Below are 18,225 nucleotides of genomic sequence, written 5' to 3'. Positions count from 1 at the left end.
GGTTTCCCCATGCATCTATGTCGTGCACGACAGCTTCCCATCCGCCCCCGGCCCGGCGGGAGTACGCCTCCGCCCGCGTCTCACACGACGGGAGGGTGGACGCCGGCTGGACCGGCGGGTGGAGCCCGACCCCGGGAACGGCTCCACCCGCCGGTGGACATCCCCTAGGGGGTCCTCCGTACTACGGCTCGGGGAGGGTTCGTACCGCCGGAGGAGGAGACGGCGCCCCGGTCGTCCTTAACCTGGTCTTACGCCGCCGGGGGGCGGCTGACCGAACCGACAGGGGTGGGGTTTTCCCCCGGGAAAGACGGGGCTTCGCACCAGCGCGGGAACCTCCCGCCGGCCGCGAGACTCGTCGTCGTACCGAGGACCCACCGCACCGCGTCGACAGACGCGCACACCGCATCGCCTCAGCACGCGTGGCACAGCGCCGCCCGTTCGCTGACCGACTTAGGAGACATACCGTGACATCGGCTGTGACCATTCCCAGGCACGGGGGTACTGGAGGGCGTACGGCCGTTGCCGCGCGGGCGCGGCAGGTCGTCAAGGCGTACGGGGCCGGGGAGACGCGTGTCGTCGCTCTCGACCACGTCGACGTGGACATCGCGCGGGGACAGTTCACCGCGATCATGGGGCCCTCGGGCTCCGGGAAGTCCACCCTGATGCACTGCCTGGCCGGACTCGACACCGTGACGAGCGGTCAGATCCACCTGGACGAGACCGAGATAACCGGTCTGAAGGACAAGAAGCTCACCAAGCTGCGCCGGGACCGGATCGGGTTCATCTTCCAGGCGTTCAACCTGCTGCCGACGCTGAACGCGCTGGAGAACATCACGCTGCCCATGGACATCGCCGGGCGCAGGCCCGACAAGGAGTGGCTGCGGCGCGTGGTCGAGACCGTGGGGCTCGCGGACCGGCTCAAGCACCGTCCCACCCAGCTCTCGGGCGGTCAGCAGCAGCGCGTGGCCGTGGCGCGCGCCCTCGCCGCGCGCCCCGAGATCATCTTCGGTGACGAGCCGACCGGGAACCTCGACTCCCGCGCGGGCGCGGAGGTCCTGGGCTTCCTGCGCCAGTCCGTGGACGAGCTGGGGCAGACGATCGTGATGGTCACGCACGACCCGGTGGCCGCCTCGTACGCGGACCGGGTGCTGTACCTCGCGGACGGCCGGATCGTCGACGAGATGTTCAAGCCGACCGCGGACGCCGTCCTGGACCGCATGAAGGACTTCGACGCGCGGGGGCGTACGTCATGACCGTCGTGAAGACCTCCCTGCGCAACTTCTTCGCGCACAAGGGGCGCATGGCCCTGTCGGCCGTCGCCGTGCTGCTGTCGGTGGCGTTCGTGTGCGGCACTCTCGTGTTCACCGACACGATGAACACCACGTTCGACAAACTGTTCGCCGCGACCTCGTCCGACGTGACGGTCAGCGCCAAGAGCGCCTCCGACACCGGTGAGACCACCTCGGACAACGGCAGGCCGCCGGTCATGCCGGCCTCCGTGGTCGGCAGGGTCCGCGCCGCGGACGGCGTCCGGTCGGCGGAGGGGACGGTCTTCTCGACGTCCGTGACCGTCGTCGACGCCGAGAAGGAGAGCCTGTCGCCGTCCAGCGGCGCGCCGACCATCGTCGGCAGCTGGAACTCCAACGACGCCCGCACCATGAGGATCTCCTCCGGGACGGCGCCGGAGAACTCCGGCCAGATCATGGTGGACGCCGACACCGCCGACAAGCACCACCTGAAGCTCGGCGACGAGATCGGCGTGATCAGCGCGGTCGGCACGCACACCGCGAAGATCTCCGGCATCGCCGACTTCACCGTCACCAACCCCGGCGCCGCGATCTTCTACCTGGACACGAGGACGGCCCAGCGGACGCTCGTCGGCGAGACCGGTGTCTTCACCAACGTCAACGTGACCGCCGCGGCCGGCGTGAGCGACGCGCGGCTGAAGAAGAACGTGGTCGGCGAACTCGGCACCGGCTACCAGGTGCAGACCGCCAAGGAGACCGCCGACGCCAACCAGAAGGACGTCGAGAGCTTCATGGACGTCATGCGGTACGCGATGCTCGGCTTCGCCGGGATCGCCTTCCTGGTCGGCATCTTCCTGATCATCAACACCTTCTCGATGCTGGTCGCCCAGCGCACCCGTGAGATCGGCCTGATGCGGGCCATCGGCGCCGGCCGCCGCCAGGTCAACCGGTCCGTGCTGGTCGAGGCGCTGCTGCTCGGCGTGGTCGGCTCGGTCCTCGGCGTCGGCGCGGGCGTCGGCATCGCGGTCGGGCTGATGAAGCTCATGGGCTCGATGGGCATGCACCTGTCGACCAGTGACCTGACGGTCGCCTGGACGACCCCCGTGGTCGGCCTCGTCCTCGGTGTCGTCGTCACCGTCCTGGCCGCCTACCTGCCCGCGCGGCGCGCCGGCAAGGTCTCCCCGATGGCCGCGCTGCGCGACGCGGGCGCCCCCGCCGACGCCCGGGCGGGACTCGTACGGGCCCTGGTGGGCCTCGTGCTGACCCTCGGCGGCGGCTACAGCCTCTACCTGGCCTCGGCCGCGGACAAGGCCAAGGAGGGCTCGCTCTGGCTCGGCCTGGGCATCGTGCTCTCACTGATCGGGTTCGTCGTCGTCGGCCCGCTGCTCGCGGGCGGGGTCGTCCGGGTCCTGGGCGCCGTCCTGCTGCGGATGTTCGGCCCGGTCGGGCGCATGGCCGAACGCAACGCCCTGCGCAACCCGCGCCGTACCGGGGCCACGGGCGCCGCCCTGATGATCGGGCTCGCGCTGGTCGCCTGCCTCTCCGTGGTCGGCTCCTCCATGGTCGCCTCGGCCTCCGACCAGCTCGACAAGACCGTCGGCACGGACTTCATCATCCAGTCCGACAGCGGCCAGCTGGTCACCCCGCAGGCGGTCAGGGCCGTCAAGGACACGCCGGGCCTCGCGCGGGTCACCGAGTACCGGAGCACCACCGCCGACTACACCACCCCCGACGGCAGGACGCTCAAGGACACCGGCATCACCGCGGCCGACCCGACCTACGCGACCGACCTGCGCACCAAGACCGTCGCCGGGAACCTCGCGGACGCCTACCTGCCCGACTCGATGTCCGTGCACGAGAAGTTCGCCAAGGCGCACGGCATCCACCTCGGCTCGAAGATCACCGTCAGGTTCAGGGACGGCGGCACGGCCCGGCTCACCGTCCGCGCGATCACCAGCAGCGACGTCGTCATCGACCAGGGCGCCCAGTACACGTCCATCGCCACGCTCGCCAAGTACGTGCCGGCCGACCGGATGCCCCTCGACCAGCTGGTCTTCGCCACCGCCCGGGACGGGCGGCAGGACGCCGCGTACAAGTCGCTGAAGTCCGCGCTGCACGACTACCCGCAGTACACCGTGCGCGACCAGACCGACTACAAGCAGGCGCTGAAGGACCAGATCGGACAGCTGCTGAACCTGATCTACGGTCTGCTCGCGCTGGCGATCATCGTGGCGGTCCTCGGCGTCGTGAACACGCTGGCCCTGTCGGTCGTCGAGCGCACGCGCGAGATCGGCCTCATGCGGGCCATCGGTCTCTCCCGCCGCCAGCTGCGCCGCATGATCCGCATGGAGTCCGTGGTCATCGCCCTCTTCGGCGCCCTGCTGGGCCTCGGCCTCGGCATGGGCTGGGGCGCCACCGCCCAGAAGCTGCTCGCCCTCCAGGGACTGAAGGTCCTGGAGATCCCCTGGCCGACGATCATCGGCGTCTTCGCCGGCTCGGCCTTCGTGGGCCTGTTCGCCGCCCTGGTCCCGGCGTTCCGCGCGGGCCGCATGAACGTCCTGAACGCCATCGCGACGGACTGACCGGCCCGCCCGCAGGGCCACCGCACACGGGGGTTGCGGGGGAACGCCCGGCGCCGAGGAGTCCAGCGGGACTCCTCGGCGCCGGGCATTGCCGCGTCCCGCGGAGCCTTCCCGCGCCCAGGAGCCGACCTGCCGGTGGCCCGCGACGGCGGGTCACGTACGGTGCACCGTAGGTTATCCACAGCCCCCGGCGTCGGCGCACGCTCCGTCGTACGCTGGAGACCCCCCGGCCGCAGCCCGCGCCGGGCCCTTCGCGTTGCCCGCCCCCGGACGAAAGCCGCCCTGAATGAGCCTGCACGGTCTGCTCGACGCCGTCGTCAAGGACGCCGCACTCGCGGAAGCGATCAAGGCGGCCGCGGACGGCAACCGCATGCACGTCGACCTGGTCGGCCCCCCGGCGGCCCGCCCCTTCGCGGTCGCCGCCCTGGCCCGCGAGACCGGCCGCCCCGTGCTGGCGGTCACCGCCACCGGCCGCGAGGCCGAGGACCTGGCAGCCGCCCTGCGCACGCTCCTGCCCTCCGCGGGCGTCGTGGACTACCCCTCCTGGGAGACGCTCCCGCACGAGCGGCTCAGCCCGCGCAGCGACACCGTCGGCCGTCGCCTCGCGGTCCTGCGCCGCCTGGCCCACCCGCGCCCCGACGACCCCGAGACCGGCCCGGTCTCCGTCGTCGTCGCGCCCGTACGGTCCGTGCTCCAGCCTCAGGTCAAGGGCCTCGGCGACCTGGAGCCGGTGGCGCTGCGCACCGGTCAGAACGCCGACCTGAACGAGGTGGTCGAGGCCCTCGCGGCCGCCGCCTACGCGCGCGTGGAGCTCGTCGAGAAGCGCGGCGAGTTCGCCGTCCGCGGCGGCATCCTGGACGTCTTCCCGCCCACCGAGGAACACCCGCTGCGCGTCGAGTTCTGGGGCGACGACGTCGAGGAGATCCGCTACTTCAAGGTCGCCGACCAGCGCTCCCTGGAGGTCGCCGAGCACGGCCTGTGGGCGCCGCCCTGCCGCGAGCTGCTGCTGACCGAGGACGTCCGCGCCCGCGCGCGTGCCCTCGCCGAGCAGCACCCCGAGCTGGGCGAGCTGCTGAACAAGATCGCCGAGGGGATCGCGGTCGAGGGCATGGAGTCCCTCGCCCCGGTCCTCGTCGACGACATGGAACTGCTGCTCGACGTGCTGCCCAAGGGCGCGATGGCCGTCGTGTGCGATCCGGAGCGGGTCCGCACGCGCGCCGCCGACCTGGTGGCGACCAGCCAGGAGTTCCTGCAGGCCTCCTGGGCGGCCACCGCGGGCGGCGGCGAGGCGCCCATCGACGTCGGCGCGGCCTCCCTGTGGTCGATCGCGGACGTCCGTGACCGCGCGCGCGAGCTGGACATGATGTGGTGGTCGGTCTCGCCGTTCGCCGCCGACGAGGAGCTGTCCGCCGACACCCTCAAGCTGGGCATGCACGCCACGGAGACCTACCGGGGCGACACCGCCAAGGCCCTCGCCGACACCAAGGGCTGGCTGGCCGACGGCTGGCGCACGGTCTACGTCACCGAGGGCCACGGCCCCGCCTCCCGCACCGTCGAGGTGCTCGGCGGCGAGGGCATCGCGGCCCGCCTGGACGTCGACCTGGACGAGCTGAGCCCCTCGGTCGTGCACGTGTCCTGCGGCTCGATCGACTACGGCTTCGTCGACCCGGCGCTCAGGCTCGCCGTGCTCACCGAGACCGACCTGTCCGGCCAGAAGGCGGCCGGCAAGGACGGCGCCCGGATGCCGGCCCGCCGCCGCAAGACCATCGACCCGCTCACCCTGGAGCCGGGCGACTACATCGTCCACGAACAGCACGGCGTCGGCCGCTACATCGAGATGGTGCAGCGCACCGTCCAGGGCGCCACCCGCGAGTACCTGGTCGTCGAGTACGCCCCCGCCAAGCGCGGCCAGCCCGGCGACCGGCTGTACATCCCCACCGACCAGCTGGAGCAGATCACCAAGTACGTCGGCGGCGAGGCGCCCACCCTGCACCGCCTCGGCGGCGCGGACTGGACGAAGACCAAGGCGCGCGCCAAGAAGGCCGTCAAGGAGATCGCCGCCGACCTGATCAAGCTCTACAGCGCGCGCATGGCCGCCCCCGGACACGCGTTCGGCGGGGACACCCCGTGGCAGCGCGAGCTGGAGGACGCGTTCCCGTACGCCGAGACCCCCGACCAGCTGACCACCATCGCCGAGGTCAAGGAGGACATGGAGAAGTCGGTCCCCATGGACCGCCTGATCTGCGGCGACGTCGGCTACGGCAAGACGGAGATCGCCGTCCGCGCGGCCTTCAAGGCGGTCCAGGACGGCAAGCAGGTGGCCGTCCTCGTGCCCACGACCCTGCTGGTCCAGCAGCACTTCGGCACGTTCTCCGAGCGGTACTCGCAGTTCCCGGTGAGCGTGAAGGCGCTCTCCCGGTTCCAGACCGACACCGAGGCGAAGGGGACCCTGGAGGGCCTCAGGGACGGCGCGGTCGACGTCGTCATCGGCACCCACCGGCTGTTCGCCTCGGAGACCAGGTTCAAGGACCTCGGCCTGGTCATCGTCGACGAGGAGCAGCGCTTCGGCGTCGAGCACAAGGAGCAGCTGAAGAAGCTGCGCGCCAACGTCGACGTGCTGACCATGTCCGCGACCCCGATCCCGCGCACCCTGGAGATGGCGGTCACCGGCATCCGCGAGATGTCCACGATCACCACGCCCCCGGAGGAGCGCCACCCGGTGCTCACCTTCGTCGGGCCGTACGAGGAGAAGCAGATCGGCGCCGCCATCCGCCGCGAACTGCTGCGCGAGGGCCAGGTCTTCTACATCCACAACCGGGTGGAGTCCATCGACCGCGCGGCGGCCAGACTCCGCGAGATCGTCCCCGAGGCGCGCATCGCGACCGCGCACGGCCAGATGTCGGAGTCGGCCCTGGAGCAGGTCGTCGTCGACTTCTGGGAGAAGAAGTTCGACGTCCTCGTCTCGACCACGATCGTCGAGTCCGGCATCGACATCTCCAACGCCAACACCCTGATCGTGGAGCGCGGCGACACCTTCGGCCTGTCCCAGCTGCACCAGCTGCGCGGCCGGGTCGGCCGGGGGCGCGAGCGCGGGTACGCGTACTTCCTGTACCCGCCGGAGAAGCCGCTGACCGAGACCGCGCACGAACGGCTCGCCACCATCGCCCAGCACACCGAGATGGGCGCCGGCATGTACGTGGCGATGAAGGACCTGGAGATCCGCGGCGCCGGAAACCTGCTCGGCGGCGAGCAGTCCGGTCACATCGCGGGCGTCGGCTTCGACCTGTACGTCCGCATGGTCGGCGAGGCCGTCGCGGACTACCGGCGGCAGCTGGAGACCGGCGAGATCGAGGAGGAGCCGCCCCTCGAGGTCAAGATCGAGCTGCCCGTCGACGCGCACGTCCCGCACGACTACGCGCCCGGCGAGCGGCTGCGCCTCCAGGCGTACCGCGCGATCGCCTCCGCCAACTCGGAGGACGACATCAGGGCGGTCCGCGAGGAGCTCACCGACCGCTACGGCAAGCTGCCCGAGCCGGTGGAGAACCTGCTGCTGGTCGCCGGTCTGCGGATGCTCGCGCGCGCGTGCGGGGTGGGCGAGATCGTGCTCCAGGGCGCCAACATCCGGTTCGCGCCGGTGGAGTTGCGCGAGTCGCAGGAGCTGCGGCTCAAGCGCCTCTACCCCGGGACCGTCATCAAGCCGGCGGTCCACCAGGTGCTGGTGCCCCGCCCGAAGACCGCGAAGGTGGGCGGGAAGCCGCTGGTCGGGCGCGACCTGCTGGCCTGGGTGGGCGAGTTCCTGGCGTCGGTCCTCGGGTCGTAGACGGCCCGCGGCGGCCACGAGGCGGAGCGCACGCGCCCGCCTGGCCGCACGCGGCCTGGTCGACACGGACGGTACGGCCACGGAGGCGGGCTGCCTCCCGCGCCGCGACGTCGAGGCAACGCACCGACGAACTCGCCGTGGCCCCCTGGCGGGCCCTCGGCCGCACCTCGGCCGCCCGCCTCGCGGAACTCCTCGGCGACTCCTGGGCCGCGGTCCTGTCCTCCGGGCTGCTGCCGGCGGAGTCGACCCTGGGGACCGGCGAGGTGTGAGGGGGAGTCACGGGGGAAGACGCCTGGTCGGGGCGGTCCACGGCGGGGCGTGAGCGGGCGCGGGGGAACCCCGCCCGGGCTTCTCCGAGGATCCCAATGTGGCAACGGTAAGACCGAGTTGACGCGTTCGCCCCCTTTAGGTCCCATCTGGCCGTAGCCGTACGGCGGTTACCGTGGGACCTGCGGATATCCCGCGAATCCGCCCGTGCGGCGGCGGACCAGGGCAAGCAGGAGGGGGCGCACGTGACGCGTCTGAGGGGCGGGGCGGTCACCGCCGTCGTCATGATCTTCGCCGTGACCGGATGCAAGGATCTTCAGGACAAGGGGAGTTCCGGCGCCGAGGGCACCGGCAGCGGGGGAGCGGCCGTGGCCGCCGCCGACTCGCTGACCGTCAAGGGCCGGTCCCCGAAGACCGGTTACTCCCGGGAGAAGTTCGGCTCCGCCTGGGCCGACACCGACTCCAACTCCTGCGACACCCGGGACGACATACTCAAGCGCGACCTGAAGGACGTGAAGTTCACGGACGGCGACTGCAAGGTCTCCTACGGCGTCCTGGAGTCGGACCCCTACTCCGGCAAGGAGGTCGTCTACCGGCGCGGCCGCAGCCTGGTCGACATAGACCACCTGGTCGCCCTCTCGGACGCCTGGCAGAAGGGCGCCAAGTACTGGGACGCCAGCAAGCGCATAGCCCTGGCCAACGACCCGCTGAACCTCCTGGCCGTCAACGCCAGCGCCAACCGCGGCAAGGGCGACGGCGACGCGGCCACCTGGCTCCCGGCCAACACCTCCTACCGCTGCACCTATGTCGCCGCGCAGGTCGCGGTGAAGAAGAAGTACGGCCTGTGGGCCACCGCCGCCGAGAAGGCCGCGATGAAGAAGGTCCTCGCCGACTGCCCGAACCAGAAGATCCCCACGGGCGGCAACCCGACCAAGGCCCCGTCCCGGTTCAAGGCCCGCTGAGGCGTCGGCACCACAACGGTTCGATACAACCCGGACCGCTCGTCGGTGTCGGGCCATATGCTCGAAGCGACCATCGCACGACCGGTGTTGTCCGCGAACGGAGCGCCGGACGGGCACGTACGCCCCTTTTCAGGAAATAACAGGAGCGACCATGCAAGGCCAGGGCCATGCGCAGCCGGTGCAGCGGCCGCCGCACGAGGGTGTAGTGGTCCTGTTGCGTTTGGTGTTCGTGGCGATGGGATTGTTCAGCTGCGGCTTCATGGCGTGGCTGATGCTGCTGCGGCTGGCCGTCCTGACCCGAAGATCGGTGGACTACGGCCTGCTGGTCACGGTGGGGGCGGCCGACGTCCTCAGCCTCGTGCTGCTGGCCACCGAGCCCGGCGACGAGGTGCACACCGTCGGCGGCTACCTGGGGATCGTGCTGCTGTTCGGCGCGCTCCTGGCGGCGACGCTGTACTACGTCATCGCCGAGGTGCGCCACTTCCAGCGGCAGCGCGCGGCGTACGCGGCGCAGACGTACGGCTACGCGCCCCCCGCCTCCCCGTTCACCACGGCGTCGACGCCGCTCGGCCCGCACACCCCGCCGCCGCACGTGCCGCCCGCGCACACTCCGCCCCCGCACACCGTGCCCCCGATTCCGCAGCCGCCGCTCGCGCAGCCCTCGGTCCCGCCGCCGCCCCAGCGCCCGGCGCCCGAGCGGATCGAGCAGGTGCGCGCCGAACTCGACGAGCTCAGTGACTACCTGCGCAACCATGACGGCCGCCACGAGGGCGGAAGGTGACCGTGGCGGCAGGACGAGTCGTCGCCGATCGCTACGAGCTGTCCACGCTCATCGGGCAGGGCGGCATGGGCCAGGTCTGGACGGGATACGACCAGCGGCTCGACCGGCGCGTGGCGGTGAAGCTGCTGCGCCCCGACCGGGTGGCGGGCGCGGAGGCCGACGAACTGCGCCGGCGGTTCCTGCGCGAGTGCCGGGTGACCGCGCAGGTCGACCACCCCGGCCTGGTCACCGTGCACGACGCGGGCACCGAGGGCGACGAGCTGTACCTCGTCATGCAGCACGTGGATGGCACCGACCTGGCCGGCCACCTGGCCGAGCACACCCCCTACCCCTGGCAGTGGGCGGTCGCGGTGGCCGCGCAGCTGTGCGCCGTGCTGAGCGCCGTGCACGCCGTGCCGATCGTCCACCGCGACCTCAAGCCCCGCAACCTGATGGTCAGGCAGGACGGCACGATCGTCGTCCTGGACCTCGGCGTCGCCTCCGTGATGGACACCGACACCACCCGCCTCACCCACACCGGCGTACCCATCGGCTCGCCCGCCTACATGGCGCCCGAGCAGGCGATGGGCGGCTCCGTAGGCCCCTACACGGACCTGTACGCGCTCGGGGTGCTGCTGCACGAACTGCTCAGCGGGGAGGTGCCGTTCGCCGGTTCCACCTCGCTCGGCGTGCTGCACCGGCACCTGTACGAGCAGCCGGTGCCCGTGCGCCGGCTCCGGTCCGAGGTGCCCGAGGCCCTGGAGGCGCTGGTGCTGCGGCTGCTCGCGAAGGACCCGCAGCACCGCCCCGCCGCCGCGCAGGAGGTGTATGAGGACCTCGTCCCGCTGCTGCCCGCGCGCGGCACCCACAGCGGGGCGCACCTGGATCCCACGCGCCCCTTCCTGCGCCCGCACGCCCCCTGGCCGGACCGCGCCCGGACGCCCGCCCCGCAGCCCGCCGCCCCCGTGGCCGCCGTACCCGGCAAGCCCGATGTCGCCCAGGCCGTCGACGAGGTCAAGCGGCTGCTCGGGGAAGGGCGCATCACCCAGGCCGTCGACATCCTGGGCGCGATCCTGCCGGTCGCCGCGGACCAGCACGGGGAGCGTTCCACGGTCGTACGCACCCTGCGCAAGCAGTACGCGGCCACGCTGATGGACGACGGGCAGTACCGGCGCGCGCTGCCCGAACTGCGCCGTCTCGCCGACGAACGCGCCGCCGAGGCCGGCCAGGCCGACACCCAGTCGCTGCGCTTCCGCTACGAGGCCGCCCAGTGCCTGGAACAGCTCGGCGAACCGGCGGCGGCGCTCGCCGAGTACCGCGCGCTGCTGCCGTACTACGAGAACCAGTACGTGGCCGGCGACCCGCGGCTCGCGCACGACGTGCGCCGCCGGATCGGGCACCTGCTGCTCGCGCTCGGCGACCGGCCGGCCGCGCACGACACCCTGGCGCGGCTGCTGTTCGACGTGGAGCGGCTGCACGGGCCCGGCCACCCCCTGGCGGGCGAGGTCCGGCGGACGCTGCTGTGGCTGGGACAGGTGCGCGGCTAGCGGTACCGCCCCTGACCTGTGGCCCGTCGGACCGCCCCTGATAGGTTGCGCTCCGTTTTCCGCGAACTTTCGCGCACAGTGCACACACAGGGGTGGGGTCCGTCATGTCCAGCCATCGGCAGTCCAAGAAGCGCAGATACGTCACCTGGGGTGTCGCGGGTGCCGCCGTCGTCGCCGGAGCCGGGATCGCCGCGCAGACCTCCATGGCCGCCACCACCTGGCCCGCCCAGAAGACGTACACCGGCCGCGCCTTCGACACCTGCGCCGCGCCCTCCCTCGCCGCGATGAAGGCCTGGAACACCGGCTTCTACGGCGCCGCCGCCGTCTACGTGGGCGGCAAGAACCGCGGCTGCGCCCAGCCCAACCTCACCGCCTCCTGGGTCAAGTCCGTCTCCGCGGCCGGCTGGAAGCTCATCCCGCTCTACGTCGGTGCCCAGCCGTCCTGCCAGACCGGCTCCAGCCCGGAGAAGATGACCGCCTCCACGGCCGCCTCCCTGGGCACCGCCGACGCCAACGACGCGGTCGCCAAGGCCGCCGCCCTCGGCATGAAGGCCGGCAGCCCCGTCTACCTCGACATGGAGGCGTACGACACGACGGACACGACGTGCAACAACGCCGTGCTCACCTATGTGCGCGCCTTCGACAAGCAGCTGCGCGCCAAGACGTACCGCGCGGGCTACTACGGCTTCACCAGTTCCAGCGCCAAGGCGATCGCCGCCGCGACCGACCGGACCGACCTGCCGGGCAACCTCTGGTACGCGCTGTGGGACAAGAAGAACACCACCACGACGGACTGGCCGTTCGGCGCGTCCCAGTACACCGGGCACAGCCGGGCCCACCAGTACATGGTGAACAGCAAGGAGACGCGCGGCGGGTACACGATCACCGTGGACCGCGACGCCTGGGACGCCCCGGTGGCGATCACGGGCTGAGCGCGGGCCGCCCGCGGGCCGGGCGCGGTCCGATCCGCAAACCCTTCCGGGGGGTGGCGCGGCGGTGCCGGATACGCGTGTGAATCGTTGGTCGAATGGGTTGGCCAGAGCCGGACCACTGCCTACCATCGATCACCGCAAGACTTTGTGCACCGTCGCACAATCTCCTCGGGAGGCATCCTTGCACCGCCGCCGTCGCAACGCGCTCGTCCTCTCCGCCGCGATCGCCGCCGCGGCCCCCTTCCTCACCGCCTGCGGAAGCGGCGCGCACCCGGGTGCGGCGGCCGTCGTCGGCGGCCGGCGGATCACCGTCGCGCAGCTGGAGAACCGCGTGAACGAGGTGCGCAGGGCCCAGCGGGCGGCGGTCTCGGACGACACGCAGTACCAGCAGGTGCTCGCGTCCACCAGCAGCCTCACCCGGGACACCCTGTACAACATGGTCCTCGACCAGGTGCTGCACCGGGCCGCGCAGAACGCGGGCGTCAGCGTCACCCGCAAGGACGTCGAGACGATGCGCACCAGCCTCGAACAGCAGGCCGGCGGCGCCAAGGGGCTGCAGACCGCCTGGCTCCAGAAGTACGGCATCGCCCCCAGCCGCCTGGACGACAACCTCCGCTTCCAGGTGGAGGCCCAGAAGCTCGCCCAGCTGCTCGGCACCGACACCTCGCAGCCCGCCTTCTGGAAGGCCCTGGCCAGTGCCTCCGGGGAGCTCCACGTCGACCTCAACCCGCGCTACGGCGCCTGGGACGTCCAGAAGAGCAGCCGCGTGGACGCCAAGACGCCGTGGGTACGCGAGGTCACCTCGGCCGGAACCCAGGTCTCGGCGTAGCGCGCCGGAGGGCGCCGGAGGTCGACAGAGGGCGCCGGAGGGTAGGGGCGACGGGAAGGCCGGCGGGAAGGGCCGGGCAGGGGCTAGCGGTCGTACGATCGCTTGATCGTTCCGGCCCTGTGGACAAACCGCGAGGTCGGCGGCGGCGGTGCGTTACGTTCGGAGCGTGAACACCACCAGGCCCGAACCCACCACCGCCGACGTCGGCCGTGCCGTCCTGCTCACCACCAGCCACCGTGTCGCCCCCGGCCTGCTGTCCTGGCCCGCCTGGCAGGCGCTGCGCGCCGCGGACCGTGTGCTGTGCGCGGACGGCGCCCACCCGCAGCTGCCGTACCTGCGGGAGGCCGGCATCATCGTGGACCAGGCCGCGCCCACCGCTCAGGAACTGGTCGACTCCTGCGCCGGCGGCCGGACGGTGGTGGTCGTGGCGACGGGGGAGGGCGAGCCCGCGCTCACCGACGGCCTGGCCCGCCTCGCCGGCTCCGGCCGGGTCCGGATGCCCGAGCTGGAGCTCCTGCCCGCCTCCTACGACCTGCCCGGCGCCCGCCTCCTCGACCTCGTCCAGGTCATGGACCGCATCCGGCTGGAGTGCCCCTGGTCGTCCCGGCAGACCCACAAGGGACTGGCGAAGTACGGCATCGAGGAGGCGTACGAACTCGTCGAGGCGATCGAGGAGGGCGACCGCGACGAACTGCGCGAGGAACTGGGCGACGTCCTGCTCCAGGTCGTCTTCCACTCCAGGATCGCCGAGGAGGACGCGGAGGCGCCGTTCTCCGTGGACGACGTGGCCGGCGGCATAGTCGCCAAGCTGATCCACCGCCACCCGCACGTCTTCGGCGACGAGACCGCTTCCACGCCCGAGGAGGTCAAGGAGCACTGGCTGCGCACCAAGGCCCAGGAGAAGCGCCGCACCTCGGTGACCGACGGCGTCCCGCTCGGCCAGCCCGGCCTCGCCCTCGCCGCCAAGCTCACCTCCCGCGTCCGCACGGCCGGCCTGGACGTCCCGCTGCCGGCGGGCGAGGGCATCGGCTACGAGCTGCTCGCGCTGGCGGCCCGCGCCGAGGCGGACGGGGTGGACCCGGAGGCGGCACTCCGCGCGGCGGCCCGCACCTACCGCGACGCGATCAGGCAGACCGAGAAGGGAGAAGAAGAGACCGAGGAAGAAGGAGAAGAAGGAGAAGAGGGAGAAGAGGGCTAGAGGGGAGGCGAAGGAAAGACGCGACGAGGAACCCGCGCAAGGCAGCCAAGGGGGCGGAGCCGGGGAAGGCAGCCGCGGGAGCCGAGGCGCGAAAGGCAGTCGCGGTAGCGGGACCGCGTGCCGCCGTACGTGGCCGGTGTGCTCGCGGCGGCTGTGCCTGCGGCCGCTCGGACGTTGGGCTTCGCAGGGTGGTCCGGGTGCGGAGGGTGGGCCCGGGGGAGGAGCCCGGTACCGTCTGGGAGTGACCGACCAGCTCAGCCCCGACGACAGCGCCGCCCCCGAACTCTTCAGCTGGGAGTTCGCGACGGATCCGTACCCCGCCTACGCCTGGCTCCGCCGGAACGCACCCGTCCACCGCACCACGCTCCCCAGCGGCGTGGAAGCCTGGCTGGTCACCCGGTACCAGGACGCCAAGCTGGCCCTCGCCGACCCCCGGCTGTCCAAGAACCCCGCGCATCACGACGAGCCCGCGCACGCGAAGGGGAAGACCGGGATTCCCGGAGAGCGCAAGGCCGAGCTGATGACGCATCTGCTGAACATCGACCCGCCGGACCACACGCGGCTGCGGCGCCTGGTGAGCAAGGCGTTCACCCCGCGCCGGGTGGCCGAGTTCGCGCCGCGGGTGCAGGAGCTGACCGACCGGCTGATCGACGGGTTCGCGGCGACCGGATCCGCCGACCTCATCCACGAGTTCGCGTTCCCGCTCCCCATCTACGCCATCTGCGACCTGCTCGGCGTCCCGCCCGAGGACCAGGACGACTTCCGGGACTGGGCGGGGATGATGATCCGGCACGGCGGCGGGCCCCGGGGCGGGGTCGCGCGGTCCGTGAAGAAGATGCGGGGGTACCTGGCCGAGCTGATCCACCGCAAGCGCGAGGCGCTGCCCGCCGAGGCGGGCCCGGGCGAGGACCTCATCTCCGGGCTCATCCGGGCCTCGGACCACGGCGAGCAGCTCACCGAGAACGAGGCCGCCGCCATGGCCTTCATCCTGCTGTTCGCCGGGTTCGAGACGACCGTCAACCTGATCGGGAACGGGATGTACGCCCTGCTCACCCACCCCGAGCAGCGCGCCCGTCTGCAGGACTCGCTCGCCGCCGGTGAGCAGGGGCTGCTGGAGACCGGTGTCGAGGAACTCCTCCGCTACGACGGTCCGGTGGAGCTGGCCACCTGGCGGTTCGCCACGGAGCCGCTCGGCATCGGCGGACGGCACATCGCGGCCGGCGACCCCGTGCTCGTCGTGCTCGCGGCGGCGGACCGGGACCCGGAGCGGTTCGCCGAGCCGGACACCCTCGACCTCTCCCGGCGCGACAACCAGCACCTCGGATACGGCCACGGCATTCACTACTGCCTGGGTGCCCCGCTCGCCCGGCTGGAGGGCCGGACCGCGCTCGCCGGCCTGCTCACCCGGCTCCCTGACCTGCGGCTCGCGGGGGACACGAGCGAGTTGAGGTGGCGCGGCGGACTCATCATGCGCGGACTGCGCACGCTGCCCGTGGAGTTCACTCCGCGGGCCGCCGAGCCGCCCACCAGCGAAGGTGACCAGCACTCAACTCTGTGATCTTCACGTGATCTGTGCGGCATTAACTTGTGACAAGTGATCGTCTGCCTATACGTTCACCCATCAGTGCGGCGCCCCTGCGGGACCCGCCGCACCGGTCATCGCTGTCGCTCGAAAGGTTTCCGCATGCTCTCCGGGAACGGCCGTCACCGGCGCCCCCGTCAGGCTCCGGCCCTCCTTGTCGCGGCCGGGGTGACCGGCTCCGCCATCGCCATCCCGCTGCTCGGCGCGGCGAGCGCCAACGCGGCCGACGGCACCACATGGGACAAGGTGGCCGAGTGCGAGAGCGGCGGCTCCTGGAGCGCCGACACCGGCAACGGCTACTACGGCGGCCTGCAGATGTCGCAGGACGACTGGGACCAGTACGGCGGCCAGGAGTACGCCGTCACGCCGGACCAGGCGAGCCGTTCGCAGCAGATAGCCGTCGCCGAGAAGATCCTCGCCGACCAGGGCACCAAGCCCTGGCGGACCTGCGCCCTGCTCTCCGGGCTCTCCTCCGACGACGCCTCCGTGGACGTGGACACGGGCGTCGACGGGAGCGGGGACGACACGTCCTCGGACACCTCCTCCGGGCTGTCGGACTCGTCGGACGCGACCGGTTCCTCGGACTCCGGCTCGTCCGCCTCCTCGGACACCTCGGACAGCGGCGACTCGGCCACCCCGTCGCCGAGCGCGAGCGCGAGCACCGACTCCAAGGGTGACAAGTCCACCGAATCACCCAAGAAGGACAAGTCGGCGTCTTCCGGTTCGAGCACCTCGAAGGCGAGCGAGAATCCCGTCCTCCCCGAAAGCGCAGACTCGGACAATTCCGAGCAGACCGGTGGGTCTTGGGATCTGGTCGACACCGGGGCCGTCAGCAGCGGCGGCAAGCACCGCGGCGGCTCGGCGGACGAAGGCGTGACGGGCGGTCAGAAGGCCGCGTCGTCCGGCCGTCATGCCTCGCGTGATGCCGGCACCTATGTCGTCCGTGACGGCGACACCCTCGCCTCCATCGCCGACTCCCTTGGTCTCGACGGCGGGTGGCGCGCGCTCTACGCCGCGAACAAGGCCGACATCGGTACCGACCCGAACCACATCGCCCCCGGTCAGACCCTGAAACTCAGCAGCGAAACGGACGAAAAGTAGACGGAGTTGACGCCCCGCTTCGGCGTTAAATGTCCGGTTTGGTGAAAGTGTGGGATGAGTCTCAAAGGCCCTGATCATCTTTGAAATTCACCTGATCGCCTGTTTACGGTCAAGGCCGCTCGTCACCGCGAGCCCCGGCCGTCGCAACGCCGAGTCCTGCCAGCGGCCGCCCGGGAACAGTCGTCGCGTCAAGCGCCGTGGGCAGGAGCGGGGGACCCAAGGTAGGTGCCGGGCCCAGCGGTTGACGCTGGAACCGGCTAGGGGTGGAGCCGCGCGACCCGTGAGAGCGGGCGTGCGGCCGGGCAACTCAACCGGCCCGAACCCGACAGCTCACCTCGCAGGCGTCGGTGAGGGGATCCATCCATGCTGTTCTCCAGCAAGGGCAAGCATCGCCGCCCGTCCAAGGCCGTCCGCGCCATCGCCGTCGCCGGTGTCACCGGTGTCGCCGTCGCCGCCCCGCTGATGGCGGCCGGCAGCGCCTCCGCCGCCACCGCCTCCGAGTGGGACGCCGTCGCCCAGTGCGAGTCGGGCGGCAACTGGGCCATCAACACCGGCAACGGCTACTACGGCGGCCTGCAGTTCTCGGCCTCCACCTGGGCCGCGTACGGCGGCACCGCGTACGCCTCCACGGCCAACCTGGCCACCAAGACGCAGCAGATCCAGATCGCCGAGAAGGTCCTCGCCGCGCAGGGCAAGGGTGCCTGGCCGGTCTGCGGCACGGGCCTGTCCAGCGCCGCCTACACGGGCAGCAGCACCGCCTCCTCCGGCACCGGGTCCTCCAGCTCGTCGAGCAGCGGCACCGGCGCCGGCACCGCCACCCGCTCGACCGACACCCAGGCCGCCTCCCGCTCCGCCGAGCGTCCGGCCGCCGCGACCGTGACCACGCCGGCCGGCAAGACGGTCAAGAAGGGCGACGGCGAGTACAAGGTCGTCAAGGGCGACACCCTCAGCTCGATCGCCCTGAAGCACAAGGTCAAGGGCGGCTGGCAGGCCCTGTTCAAGCTGAACAAGGACATCGTCGAGGACGCCGACTTCATCTACCCGGGCCAGCAGCTGCACCTGAAGTAGGCCGTACGACGGGGTGCCGGCCGAAGTATTAAGCGGCACCCAGCTGAACCACAGCGCTCTCACAACCGTGGTCCTCATAGTAGGGACCACGTGAGGGCCACCCCCGTCCCCCACGGACCCCCGCCCCGGTGCGTTTTCCCCCGTACGCACCGGGGCGGGGTTTCTTCCGCCCGGCCCCGCCGCGCCTCTCCCGGACCCGCCACGACCCGCCCGGCGCCCCGCCACGCCCCGTCCGGCGCCCCTTCGTGGCCCGCCCGGCGCCTCTCCCGGCCCCGCTCACCTCCCGTCGTGGCCCGCTCTTCTCCCGTTCTTCATCGGGGCCCCCTTTGT

At 71.7% G+C, this 18,225-nt stretch carries 12 protein-coding genes, 1 pseudogene and 1 riboswitch; all 13 genes and pseudogenes read left to right on the top strand.

Features of this window, described 5'->3' with window-relative positions:
* Positions 1 to 464 precede the first annotated feature (464 nt).
* Positions 465 to 1,253, top strand: a complete 789-nt coding sequence (locus ACZ619_RS19845) for an ABC transporter ATP-binding protein (RefSeq protein ID WP_469600323.1) — start codon at positions 465 to 467, stop codon at positions 1,251 to 1,253.
* Positions 1,250 to 3,829, top strand: a complete 2,580-nt coding sequence (locus ACZ619_RS19840) for an ABC transporter permease (RefSeq protein ID WP_469600320.1) — start codon at positions 1,250 to 1,252, stop codon at positions 3,827 to 3,829. The genes ACZ619_RS19845 and ACZ619_RS19840 overlap by 4 nt, the downstream gene beginning before the upstream one ends.
* 286 nt (positions 3,830 to 4,115) lie before the next feature.
* Positions 4,116 to 7,649 (top strand): transcription-repair coupling factor, encoded by a 3,534-nt coding sequence (mfd, locus tag ACZ619_RS19835; RefSeq protein ID WP_469600318.1) that lies wholly within the window; start codon positions 4,116 to 4,118, stop codon positions 7,647 to 7,649.
* Positions 7,650 to 7,674: 25 nt separating this feature from the next.
* Positions 7,675 to 7,918, top strand: a pseudogene (locus tag ACZ619_RS19830) (helix-turn-helix domain-containing protein); the annotation flags it as partial.
* Between the two features lie 243 nt (positions 7,919 to 8,161).
* Positions 8,162 to 8,878 (top strand): HNH endonuclease family protein, encoded by a 717-nt coding sequence (locus tag ACZ619_RS19825; RefSeq protein ID WP_469600315.1) that lies wholly within the window; start codon positions 8,162 to 8,164, stop codon positions 8,876 to 8,878.
* Positions 8,879 to 9,113: 235 nt separating this feature from the next.
* Positions 9,114 to 9,659 (top strand): hypothetical protein, encoded by a 546-nt coding sequence (locus tag ACZ619_RS19820; RefSeq protein WP_469600313.1) that lies wholly within the window; start codon positions 9,114 to 9,116, stop codon positions 9,657 to 9,659.
* A gap of 38 nt (positions 9,660 to 9,697) precedes the next feature.
* Positions 9,698 to 11,185 (top strand): protein kinase domain-containing protein, encoded by a 1,488-nt coding sequence (locus tag ACZ619_RS19815; RefSeq protein ID WP_469600621.1) that lies wholly within the window; start codon positions 9,698 to 9,700, stop codon positions 11,183 to 11,185.
* A gap of 104 nt (positions 11,186 to 11,289) precedes the next feature.
* Entirely contained in the window at positions 11,290 to 12,117 is an 828-nt protein-coding gene (locus ACZ619_RS19810) for a glycoside hydrolase domain-containing protein (RefSeq protein WP_469600310.1), read from the top strand.
* Between the two features lie 181 nt (positions 12,118 to 12,298).
* On the top strand, positions 12,299 to 12,946 hold the full coding sequence (locus tag ACZ619_RS19805; RefSeq protein WP_469600308.1) for a SurA N-terminal domain-containing protein: 648 nt from the start codon (positions 12,299 to 12,301) through the stop codon (positions 12,944 to 12,946).
* Between the two features lie 166 nt (positions 12,947 to 13,112).
* Positions 13,113 to 14,144 carry a nucleoside triphosphate pyrophosphohydrolase gene (locus tag ACZ619_RS19800; protein WP_469600305.1) on the top strand — a complete coding sequence of 344 codons (1,032 nt, stop codon included), beginning with the start codon at positions 13,113 to 13,115 and terminating at the stop codon, positions 14,142 to 14,144.
* A 241-nt stretch (positions 14,145 to 14,385) separates the two neighbouring features.
* On the top strand, positions 14,386 to 15,702 hold the full coding sequence (locus ACZ619_RS19795; protein ID WP_469600303.1) for a cytochrome P450 family protein: 1,317 nt from the start codon (positions 14,386 to 14,388) through the stop codon (positions 15,700 to 15,702).
* 126 nt (positions 15,703 to 15,828) lie between these two features.
* Positions 15,829 to 16,827, top strand: a complete 999-nt coding sequence (locus ACZ619_RS19790; protein WP_469600301.1) for a transglycosylase family protein — start codon at positions 15,829 to 15,831, stop codon at positions 16,825 to 16,827.
* A 183-nt stretch (positions 16,828 to 17,010) separates the two neighbouring features.
* Positions 17,011 to 17,186, top strand: a riboswitch (cyclic di-AMP (ydaO/yuaA leader).
* Positions 17,187 to 17,190: 4 nt separating this feature from the next.
* The gene (locus ACZ619_RS19785) at positions 17,191 to 17,895 is read left to right on the top strand and encodes a transglycosylase family protein (protein WP_469600299.1); all 705 of its coding nucleotides are present in this window, start codon (positions 17,191 to 17,193) and stop codon (positions 17,893 to 17,895) included.
* The last annotated feature ends 330 nt before the right edge of the window (positions 17,896 to 18,225 follow it).

The sequence above is a fragment of the Streptomyces sp. NPDC104367 genome (assembly GCF_055583825.1).
The sequence above is the reverse complement of the archived record's forward strand: the minus strand, read 5'-3'. Positions and strand labels throughout refer to the sequence as shown.

Bases quoted from the DNA above. Each gene is read 5' to 3' on its own strand.
- ACZ619_RS19840 (WP_469600320.1), top strand. From the start codon at position 1,250: ATGACCGTCGTGAAGACCTCCCTGCGCAACTTCTTCGCGCACAAGGGG.
- mfd (WP_469600318.1), top strand. From the start codon at position 4,116: ATGAGCCTGCACGGTCTGCTCGACGCCGTCGTCAAGGACGCCGCACTC.
- ACZ619_RS19820 (WP_469600313.1), top strand. From the start codon at position 9,114: ATGGGATTGTTCAGCTGCGGCTTCATGGCGTGGCTGATGCTGCTGCGG.
- ACZ619_RS19810 (WP_469600310.1), top strand. From the start codon at position 11,290: ATGTCCAGCCATCGGCAGTCCAAGAAGCGCAGATACGTCACCTGGGGT.
- ACZ619_RS19790 (WP_469600301.1), top strand. From the start codon at position 15,829: ATGCTCTCCGGGAACGGCCGTCACCGGCGCCCCCGTCAGGCTCCGGCC.
- ACZ619_RS19785 (WP_469600299.1), top strand. From the start codon at position 17,191: ATGCTGTTCTCCAGCAAGGGCAAGCATCGCCGCCCGTCCAAGGCCGTC.